A 10,270-nucleotide genomic window follows, 5' to 3' on the forward strand; every position below is an offset into this window, starting at 1 on the left:
GTTAGTGCTTGTAATCCACTGACAGAAATTCTCCCATGCACCGCGAGTTTCGCGCTGTTGTAGAGTAGTAGTCATGTGTTATATAATTGCTGAATATTTAATTGTCTAGGTTCGATTGAACTGACACTTATCAGTATAGAGCAGTTTTTAGTTTTGTATACCTTTTTAAGGAAATATTTTCTTATACAAACTATAAGTAACACTTATTTGTTTAGATGAATCGTTCAATTACCTACAGTCCAGCCCATACAATCGTTCCTAGTTATGAGTGTTTCAATCGATGTAGTTACTGCAATTTTCGTGTTGATGTAAACAAAGGGAGTTTGATATCTACAGAAGAAGCTCAAGAAATCCTTCAACAACTAGATTCGCCATCGATTGCAGAGATTTTGGTATTAGCGGGGGAGATACATCCCTTGTCTGAAGATAGAAAAAAATGGTTTACAAAAATTCATGAGATATGCGATTTATCTCTATCTCTGGGTTTTCTACCCCATACCAATGTTGGACCTTTGAGTTGGTCAGAAATGAAACAATTGAAGAAAGTAAATGTATCTATGGGGTTGATGTTAGAGCAAGTTAATCCTAAATTTATGGAGACAGTCCATAAAAATGCCCCCAGTAAGCAGCCTAAACTACGTCTGCAACAATTAGAGTGGGCGGGAAAGTTGAAAATTCCTTTTACCACAGGATTGCTTTTAGGTATTGGTGAAACAAAATTAGATATAGAAGAATCTTTTAAAGCGATCGCTTTAATTCAAAGTCGATGGGGACATATTCAAGAAGTGATTTTACAACCCCATAGTGTAGGTAGCAATCAAGAAGACAGCATAACTACATTTGACCCAAACTTGCTACCAAGTATTATTGCTCGGGCGAGAACAATTTTGCCCGAGAACATTTCTATTCAAATACCGCCCAATTTGGTATCAGACCCAAATTTTTTACTAGCTTGTTTGGATGCAGGTGCAACTGATTTAGGAGGAATTAGCCCCAAAGACGAGGTTAATCCAGATTATCCCCACCCGACTTATGCTTCTTTATTAGAGGTTTTAGAGCCAGCAGGTTGGAATCTCAAACCAAGGTTACCCATATATTCTCAATACTATTGTTGGCTCTCTCCAAAACTAAAAAAAGTAGTCATAGCAAAAGAAAAAACTTTAATTTTTTAGAAAAGTGATTTTTTTACAAAAGCCGTGCTATGATTAGTATCCGTGAGAACAAAAGGCGCAAGCCGCAGTTTTCCAGGGTCGCTAGCTCAATGGTAGAGTACTCGGCTTTTAACCGATTTGCTCTGGGTTCGAATCCCAGGCGACCCACTTTTAGAATAATTATGGACTTGATTGTCGGTGTGACTTTACGGATAACTTTGCCAGTAATGTTATCCAAAAAAAGCGATCGCTTTAATACTTTAAACTCAGGACACTATTAATTATTCGGCTTTTAACATTTCGCGAAATAAAACGGTTTTTAAAATAAAGTCAATTACTCCTGATAAACCTTCCCCTGTTTTGCAATTAGTATAAACAATGGGTTTCCCTTTTCTATATTCGGGTGCTTGCTGGCGAATTAGATCCAAGTTTGCACCTACATAGGGAGCGATATCTATTTTATTAATTACAACTAGATCGGCTTGGACAAAACCAGGGCCATTTTTGCGAGGAATATCGTCTCCCGCACCCACATCGATGACAAAAATATAAGAATCAACTAAATCGTAGCTAAAAGTAGAAGCGAGATTATCGCCACCACTCTCGATAAAAATCAAATCTAGTTGGGGATAAAGCAATTCTAGATCGCTAACTGCTAATAGATTCATCGTCGGATCTTCTCGGATTGCAGTATGGGGACAACTACCCGTTTCTACTCCCACAATACGAGATTCGGGCAAAAAGCCTTTTCTTTTTAGACGATCTGCATCTTCGCTAGTTAAAAGATCGTTGGTTACGACTGCAATCTGAATACCCTGTTGCATCAAGAGGGGAACTATCTTCTCTATTAAAGCAGTTTTACCACTCCCGACTGGTCCACCTATTCCCAATCTAGCAACGTTCTTGGTTCTTTGCACTTGTCAAACCTTCCCTTCAACTAAACCGTTGAAACCATAGATTTCTTTAGTACCCGCGATCGCAACTAAAACAACAATTTTTTCATCTCCTGGTTCAAATCTAACCGCCGTACCCGCAGGAATGTTAAGACGCATTCCTTTAGTAAATTTGCGATCAAATGAGAGTGCGGAATTAACTTCATAGAAATGAAAATGCGAGCCAATTTGAATCGGGCGGTCGCCTGTGTTAGCGACTTCTATTTCTAGGGTTTCTTTCCCTACATTTAATTCGATTGTCCCTGACTGGGTAATTGTTTCACCTGGAATCATTTTGACTAATAACTAATAACTAAACTACTGAATAGGGTTGTGTACCGTAACCAACTTAGTACCGTCTGGAAAGGTAGCTTCTACCTGAACTTCATCAATCATTTCGGGAATACCTTCCATCACTTCATCTCGGTTGAGAATAGTTGTGCCATAACTCATTAATTCTGCAACAGATCGACCTTCCCTTGCACCTTCTAATATAGCTGCCGAGATATAAGCTACGGCTTCGGGATAATTTAGTTTCAATCCTTTATCTTTGCGTCTTTCTGCCAACAAACCAACGGTGAAAATAGTTAGTTTATCTTGTTCTTGAGGTGATAGCTGCATTTGATATTTTGTATAATTAAATTCACTTAAATATCTTATTTTTAAGATAATAAATTATTTTCCTTATTTGCCCCATGAGTATATCTTTTTATTGAGATTCTGCTTAACTTTTCTTTACCTCATCAAATCTTAAGAGTGTTTGAGTAATTCATCTCAATCAATCAGTACATAAGCTCTTAAGTCAAATCTAGCAAAAGATATATGTACAAACTGTAATTTTTTTTTGTATACTTGGTTTCTTTTTTTTTGGTATTACAGAGTACAATTTTTCTTCAGACGAAATACTTTGAATCATTATCAGGTAATTCTAGACTCGCTATTATCTTTAAAAAATAGATAATTACGGTCGATTAAAGGAATTAATAAACAAAAAGGACTATGTCACAATTAGGAAGACGTAAATTTTTACTCTACAGTTCAACAGGAATACTAGCCAGCTTAATGCTAAAAGGTTGTGCTAGTGAAGGAGGTGGAGGAGACACAGCCGCCGATCCTTGTGCTGGTGGAGCAAACCCTTGTGCTGCGGGAGACGGTATCAAAGTAGGTATTCTTCACTCTTTAAGCGGTACGATGGCAATTAGTGAGACTACCGTAGTTGATGCTGAAATGATGGCGATCGACGAAATTAATGCTGCGGGTGGTGTTTTAGGCAAGCAAATCATCCCTGTGAAAGAAGATGGGGCCTCGGATTGGCCAACTTTTGCCGAAAAAGCAGCTAAATTAATCGACCAAGATAAGGTAGTTACGGTTTTTGGTTGCTGGACTTCTGCTAGTCGCAAAGCTGTCTTGCCAGTATTTGAAGAAAAAAAGCATATGCTATGGTATCCCGTCCAATATGAAGGACAGGAATGCTCTAACAATGTATTCTATACAGGTGCAACACCCAACCAACAAATCGAACCCGCAGTGGACTGGTTGCTAGAAAACAAAGGTAAAGAATTTTTCTTAGTAGGTTCGGATTATGTATTCCCTCGCACGGCGAATACCATAATTAAAGAGCAACTTGCAGCTAAAGGTGGGAAGACTGTCGGAGAAGACTATTTACCCCTTGGTGATACGGAAGTCACTCCTATTATCGCCAAAATAAAAGCAGCACTACCCAACGGCGGTGTCATCTTTAATAGTCTTAATGGAGATAGTAATGTTTCTTTCTTCAAACAAATGCAGGGGGCGGGACTAACTCCCGATAAGTATCCTGTCATGTCTGTGAGCGTAGCAGAAGAAGAAGTAAGACAAATTGGTCCAGAATATCTCAAAGGTCACTATGCTTCTTGGAACTATTATCAAACAGTAGAAACTCCCGCCAATAATAAATTTGTTGCAGATTTTAAAGCTAAATACGGCGAAGATCGGGTAACTAACGATCCGATGGAATCTGCATATATTATGGTGTATCTGTGGAAACAAGCCGTGGAACAAGCTGGAACTACAGATCTAGAACCTGTAAGAGCAGCAGCAGTGGGACAATCCTTTGATGCGCCACAAGGTAAGGTAGAAATGAAACCGAACCACCATATCTCTCAAACTGTGCGTTTGGGACAGGTCAGAGATGATGGGCTATTTGATATTGTTTGGTCAACAGAAGGAACTCTAGATCCCATCCCTTGGAATCAATACGTGAAAGAGACTAAAGGTTTTGCTTGTGACTGGACAGATCCAGCTAAAGGCGAAAAGTATAAAGCTTAGATCGTTGCTGATTTGAGCAATTAATTCGGCGATAAAACTGTTAGTAGCTAAAGCTAATAGCTTTAGCTACTGGCTTTTTACAAAGCTGTAGCAAAAGATATAAATATAGAGAATGTGTCTACATTAATTGAAGGTTTATTTAACGGTTTTAGTATTGGTTCGGTCTTGCTAATTGCAGCTTTAGGATTAGCAATCGTCTTTGGACTTATGGGTGTAATCAATCTAGCCCATGGCGAACTTATGATGCTAGGTGCTTATGCCACTTTCGTTGTCCAAAATATTTTTAAGCCTTTAGGCGAACCTTGGTTTAGTTTATATATCATCGTGGCAATTCCCATTGCTTTTATTGTCTCGGCAATTGTGGGGTTGATTTTAGAGAGGGGGGCGATTCGTTTTTTGTATGGTAGACCATTAGAAACTCTACTAGCGACTTGGGGAATAAGTCTTATTCTGCGCCAGTTTGTTCGTAGCGTTAACTGGCTGTTATTTATCTCTATCGGTGTTTTTTCCCTCCTGTTTTTTGGCGGGATGGAATTAATTAAACGTCGAAGCGATTGGGAGAGAATTAAAAATAAGGTTACTGCTTTATTGTTAGTTTTATCGGGGGGAATTGCGATCGCTTTTTATTCTATTTTAAGCAACAATTTAGCTTTAACAAAAGCCTGGTTTAGCACGAGAAACGTTGATGTGACTGCTCCTGCATGGTTGAGAGGCGGTACAGACGCATTTGGGTTTCAAATACCCTACGTGCGTTTATTTATAATTGTTTTAACTATTTTGTGTTTAATTGGCGTGTATTGGTTTTTGCAACGCTCCACTTGGGGATTAAAAATTCGTGCCGTAACCCAAAATCGCACCATGAGTTCTTGTTTGGGTATTCCTACTGCCAAAGTTGATGCGCTGACTTTTGCTCTCGGTTCGGGATTAGCAGGAATTGCTGGATGTGCGGTTAGTTTGCTCGGTTCGGTTGGACCAAATACAGGACAGAACTACATTATAGATACTTTCATGGTGGTAGTAGTTGGCGGTGTCGGTAATCTTTTGGGAACAATACTGGCAGCCATGGGTATCGGTGTACTTAATTATTTGATTGGCTCGGGAACTTTGGCATTAATGTTTACCAACATAAAAGCACCCCAGGCAGTATTAGATTTCTTTTTCTTTTTTGCCACTAGCAGTATGGCAAAAGTAATGGTATTTGCTTTAATTATTACTTTTTTACAAATAAAACCTGCTGGATTATTTCCTCAAAAAGGAAGAACGGCAGAACTTTAATCAATTATTAGTTATCAATAATGAGTAATAAAACTGGTGTCCAAATAAAGAAAAAGAAGCAAAGAAATAAAATAATTGAACTTGGTATAATTACCACTTTAGTTATTATCATGGCGATAATATTGCCGAGTATAATACCTGCATTTCGCTTGCGCTTAATTGGTCGATTTTTATCTTTAGCAATTGTGGCATTGGGTATCGATCTTATATGGGGTTACACAGGCTTATTAAGCTTAGGTCATGGTATTTTCTTTGCTTTGGGTGGTTATGCCCTGGCAATGCACCTCAATTTACAAATTCCAGAAGGACAAATACCCGATTTTTTCAATCTTTACGGTGTCAAAGAACTACCTTGGGTATGGCAACCTTTTTATTCTTTACCAATTACAATTTTGGCATTAGTAATTGTCCCTGGAATTGCAGCAGGATTGATTGGTTATTTAGTATTTCGCAATCGCATCAAAGGGGTCTATTTTTCCATCTTAACTCAAGCTGCTTTATTGGTTTTTTATAACTTCTTCAATGGTCAGCAAAAAATAATTAATGGTACGAATGGCTTAAAAACTGATAGTTCGAGGATTTTTGATTTAGTTGTTAGTTCTGCTGGTGTACAACGTACCTTTTATATAATTACTGTTATATCATTAGTCTTAATTTATCTTTTGTGCCGTTGGCTGACTAGTGGACGTTTTGGTCGTCTGCTAATAGCAATCCGAGACGATGAAACTAGGGTGAGATTCTCTGGTTACGACCCCACAGGCTACAAAGTATTAGTCTTTGCTATTTCAGGGGCGATCGCAGGTATTGCAGGGGCATTATATACAGTTCAAACAGGCATTATTACCCCTAGCATTATGGAGGTAGCTTTTTCGATTGAGATGGTCATCTGGGTAGCAGTAGGAGGAAGAGGAACATTAATTGGTGCAATCCTTGGCACTATGTTAGTTAGACTCGGTCAAACATTTTTGAGTGAAAGTTTTCCCGAAATCTGGTTATTTTTTCAAGGTGCATTATTCCTGATTGTAGTGACAGTATTACCCGATGGAATTGTTGGCTGGTGGACTAGCTATGGCTGGGATAAATTGCGATCGCTTTTGGGATTAAAGCCCTCATTAATTACTTATCCTAGTTTGGTAGAAGATCCTGATGTACAACAGGAAAGAAAAGAAATGTCGGAGCAATAGATAGGGGCGAACGGCCGTTCGTCCATACATAATAATGAGTAAAATATTAGAGATTGAAGATTTAACAGTCAGTTTTGATGGTTTCAAAGCTCTAAACAATCTTAATTTTAGTATGAATGCGGGAGAACTTCGCGTAATTATTGGTCCTAATGGTGCGGGAAAAACGACTTTTTTAGATGTAATTACAGGTAAGGTTCAACCAACAAAAGGAAGAGTATTATTTAAAGGTAGAAATATCAAAAAAATACCAGAATTTAAAATTGCTCGCATGGGAATAGGGCGCAAATTTCAAACACCTAGAGTATATTTGAATTTAACAGTAAGAGACAATTTAGACCTAGTTTCCAATCAAAATAAAAATGTTTTATCTACCTTGTTTGGTCGCGCTAATAATAATGAAACAAGAACTGTAGGGGGACTATTAGAAACAATTGGGTTAGATACCAAAGCAAATCTCTCGGCAAGTTTACTCTCCCATGGAGAAAAACAACGGTTAGAAATTGGTATGTTAGTAGCACAGTCACCAGATTTATTGTTAGTAGACGAACCCGCAGCAGGATTAACCGATGAAGAAACAGAAAACGTCGGTGCATTATTGCTTTCTTTAGCCCAAAGTCATTCTATTATTGCGATCGAACACGATATGGAATTCGTCCGCCAAATTGCCAATGACAAGGTAACGGTATTGCATCAGGGTGCTTTACTTTGTGAAGGCAAAATGGACGAGGTACAAAACGATCCTAGAGTGATTGAAGTTTATTTAGGGGAAACACCTGATTGAAACTGATTGGCGAGGCGAACAAATGCAAAATAAAGAAATAAGATCAAAATAGACTCGCCACTTCAACCATACTGTAAATTACTTAAAGACGAGTATATTCAATAGATAATTACTCCTACTCGATCGCAGTTAGTCAAATTGAGGAATAAAGTAAGAAATGCCCAACAAAAATAACTCTGTTTCTTCCTTACTATCTGATGCTAACAAGAGATTAGAAAAAGCCTTAAAGCACGTCAATATCTCCAGCGATGCGATCGCACGTCTACAACATCCCAAGAATAGTCTGACTGTATCTATTCCCGTGAGAATGGATGATGGTAGCCTAAAAGTATTCTCTGGTTATCGAGTGCGCTATGACGATACTAGAGGGGCGGGAAAAGGTGGAGTGCGCTATCATCCCAATGTTAATTTGGATGAAGTTCAATCTCTGGCTTTCTGGATGACCTTTAAGTGTGCGTTGTTAGATTTACCCTTTGGTGGTGCCAAAGGAGGTATCACAGTCAATCCCAAAGAATTATCCAAAGCAGAATTAGAAAGCTTGAGTCGCGGTTATATAGATGCGATCGCCGATGCTATAGGGGAAGATATTGATATCCTCGCTCCCGATGTCTATACCAACGCCACTATTATGGGTTGGATGATGGATCGTTATAGCACAATTGTCCGCAGATTATGTCGCGGAGTGGTCACGGGAAAACCCCTTTCTTTGGGGGGTAGCAAAGGTAGAGATACTGCTACTGCGATGGGTGCGTTTACCGTCATCCAAACTATGTTACCCAAGTTCAAGCTAATTACGGAAGAGACTACTGTAGCCATTCAAGGTTTTGGTAATGCAGGTTCGACTTTAGCCAGTTTGCTCGACAAGGCGGGGTATAAAGTAGTTGCTGTCAGCGATTCTAAGGGAGGAATTTACGCGCCCCAAGGTTTAGATATTGCTAGCGTTAAAAGACATAAAAACCAAAGTCGAGAAATCAAAGCAGTATACTGTCAGGATACTGTATGCAGCATCGTGGAGCATAAGGTAATTTCCAACCAAGAATTATTAAGTTTGGATGTTGATGTTCTCATTCCCGCCGCTTTGGAAAATCAAATTACTCAAGATAATGCAGATCAAATTAAAGCTAAGTATATCTTTGAAGTAGCTAATGGCCCGATTAATTCTGATGCGGATAAAATCTTAGAAGAAAAAGGTATTTATATATTTCCCGATATTTTGGTTAATGCGGGAGGCGTTACCGTAAGTTATTTTGAATGGGTGCAAAATCGCAGTGGCTGGTATTGGACATTAGAAGAAGTCAATCAACGTCTTAAAGATAAAATGGAGGCAGAAACCCGAGAAACTTGGGAAATTTCTCAATATCTGACTATAGATGTTCGCACCGCAGCTTATGTCCGCGCCTTGAATCGTTTGGGAGAAGCTTTGGATGCCAAAGGTACCAGAGAAGACTTTATCAGGAAATAAATATTAAATATTTAATATTTAGGATTATTTAAAATTTAGGAGCGATCGCATTAAACATCAAAGATCCAGCCCTGGGGTAATTTAAGGTAGAATCTTGAGATGTTTTTCTAACGGTGCAATAGTATTAGCTGCGATCGCACCACTCGCAGCCACCGCAGGGATACCAATACCAGGAAAAGTAGAATCACCACAACAAAGCAACCCTGAAATGGGGGTATTTGAGCCAGGAAAAAGAGCTTTTCCCGCTTGATGGGCAGCACCATAAGTACCACGATGACGGCGTAGATACCGTTGATGGGTTAAGGGCGTTCCAATCAAAATCAGTTCTGTACGATCTTTTATATCGGGAATAACTCTTGCCAAACCCTGCCACATGACTTCTGCACGCTCTTGTTTGAGTTGCTGATAAGCATCGCTACGGCGATCCATTCCCGCCCAAATATTGTAAGGTTCGTTGCCAGGGGTATATACGTGGATCGAGTGCTTTCCTGGGGGGGCAAGACTGGGGTCTAAGACAGAAGGAATCGAAATTACCACCACATTTTGCGGGGCGGTTACTCCTTGATCCCAATCATTTACTATGATGTAATGACACTGCAAATCTTCTAAGCCAGTGCGATCAATACCTAAATGAAGGTGCATAAAGCTGGCGCACTCTGGAGTATTAGCTCTTTCTTGCACAAAACTTTTGGGTAATACTCCTTTAGGAATAAGAGGTAAAGTATCCCAGATCGAGGCGTTAGAAACTACTGCCTTATTTGCTTTTATTTCATTGCCGTTACGCAAACGCACCCCAACAGCCTTATTTTCCTCGACTAATATTTCTTCGACGTGGGCGTTATAGATAATCTCTCCACCCCGTTTAGTTAACCCGCGCACCAAAGCATGCACAATTGCACCACTACCACCCATTGGATAATCTAGCTGCACTCCTGGCTTATACCACTCTGCAAACATAAAAGCCATTTCCGCAGCGACAGTACCGCTAGCGGGCAAACCAGATAGCAGAAAGCTGAGTAAATCCATCCAATTGCGAATGAACGGATCCCTTACTATTCCATCCATCACTTCCCTAAATGGTCTAGTCAATTTTAAAATATTAGGCAAGTGCATCAGAGTGTTGGGTAAGCTTAGACGTATTTACATTGCATTAACTAAATCACCTTTATTTTTTAATT

Annotated in this window: 9 protein-coding genes, 1 tRNA gene and 1 pseudogene; 7 read left to right on the forward strand and 4 right to left on the reverse strand. The window is 39.3% G+C overall.

All coding sequences use genetic code 11. The features are described 5' to 3' along the window. Positions 1-215 precede the first annotated feature (215 nt). Positions 216-1,172, forward strand: a complete 957-nt coding sequence (cofG, locus tag I4641_RS22245) for a 7,8-didemethyl-8-hydroxy-5-deazariboflavin synthase subunit CofG (protein WP_229642779.1) — start codon at positions 216-218, stop codon at positions 1,170-1,172. Positions 1,173-1,247: 75 nt separating this feature from the next. Continuing rightward, positions 1,248-1,319 (forward strand) — tRNA-Lys (locus tag I4641_RS22250). 113 nt (positions 1,320-1,432) lie between these two features. Here the strand turns inward: I4641_RS22250 and ureG are convergent. Genes ureG through ureA form a run of 3 tightly spaced genes read right to left on the reverse strand, consistent with a single transcriptional unit; the run spans position 1,433 to position 2,704 of the window. Continuing rightward, positions 1,433-2,068 (reverse strand): urease accessory protein UreG, encoded by a 636-nt coding sequence (gene ureG, locus I4641_RS22255; RefSeq protein WP_229642780.1) that lies wholly within the window; start codon positions 2,066-2,068, stop codon positions 1,433-1,435. A gap of 3 nt (positions 2,069-2,071) precedes the next feature. Continuing rightward, entirely contained in the window at positions 2,072-2,377 is a 306-nt protein-coding gene (ureB, locus tag I4641_RS22260; RefSeq protein ID WP_229642781.1) for an urease subunit beta, read from the reverse strand. A gap of 24 nt (positions 2,378-2,401) precedes the next feature. Then, positions 2,402-2,704 carry an urease subunit gamma gene (ureA, locus tag I4641_RS22265; RefSeq protein WP_229642782.1) on the reverse strand — a complete coding sequence of 101 codons (303 nt, stop codon included), beginning with the start codon at positions 2,702-2,704 and terminating at the stop codon, positions 2,402-2,404. A gap of 378 nt (positions 2,705-3,082) precedes the next feature. Here ureA and urtA point away from each other — a divergent pair, with 378 nt between their 5' ends. The 5 genes from urtA to I4641_RS22290 all read left to right on the forward strand — a co-directional run bounded on the left by urtA (position 3,083) and on the right by I4641_RS22290 (position 9,092). Then, the gene (gene urtA, locus I4641_RS22270) at positions 3,083-4,390 is read left to right on the forward strand and encodes an urea ABC transporter substrate-binding protein (protein ID WP_229642783.1); all 1,308 of its coding nucleotides are present in this window, start codon (positions 3,083-3,085) and stop codon (positions 4,388-4,390) included. Positions 4,391-4,504: 114 nt separating this feature from the next. Next, on the forward strand, positions 4,505-5,665 hold the full coding sequence (urtB, locus tag I4641_RS22275; protein ID WP_229642784.1) for an urea ABC transporter permease subunit UrtB: 1,161 nt from the start codon (positions 4,505-4,507) through the stop codon (positions 5,663-5,665). 20 nt (positions 5,666-5,685) lie between these two features. Continuing rightward, the gene (gene urtC, locus I4641_RS22280) at positions 5,686-6,849 is read left to right on the forward strand and encodes an urea ABC transporter permease subunit UrtC (protein ID WP_229642785.1); all 1,164 of its coding nucleotides are present in this window, start codon (positions 5,686-5,688) and stop codon (positions 6,847-6,849) included. Between the two features lie 31 nt (positions 6,850-6,880). Next, the gene (gene urtD, locus I4641_RS22285; protein ID WP_369426868.1) at positions 6,881-7,630 is read left to right on the forward strand and encodes an urea ABC transporter ATP-binding protein UrtD; all 750 of its coding nucleotides are present in this window, start codon (positions 6,881-6,883) and stop codon (positions 7,628-7,630) included. A gap of 157 nt (positions 7,631-7,787) precedes the next feature. Then, complete coding sequence (locus I4641_RS22290; protein ID WP_229642787.1) at positions 7,788-9,092, forward strand: Glu/Leu/Phe/Val family dehydrogenase; 1,305 nt, start codon at positions 7,788-7,790, stop codon at positions 9,090-9,092. Between the two features lie 81 nt (positions 9,093-9,173). On the opposite strand, the pseudogene I4641_RS22295 reads toward I4641_RS22290, so the two are convergent. Next, positions 9,174-10,217: pseudogene (locus I4641_RS22295) on the reverse strand (phytoene desaturase family protein); the annotation flags it as partial. Positions 10,218-10,270 lie beyond the last annotated feature (53 nt).

The sequence above is a fragment of the Waterburya agarophytonicola KI4 genome (assembly GCF_020640915.1).
Lineage (GTDB): Bacteria > Cyanobacteriota > Cyanobacteriia > Cyanobacteriales > Xenococcaceae > Waterburya > Waterburya agarophytonicola.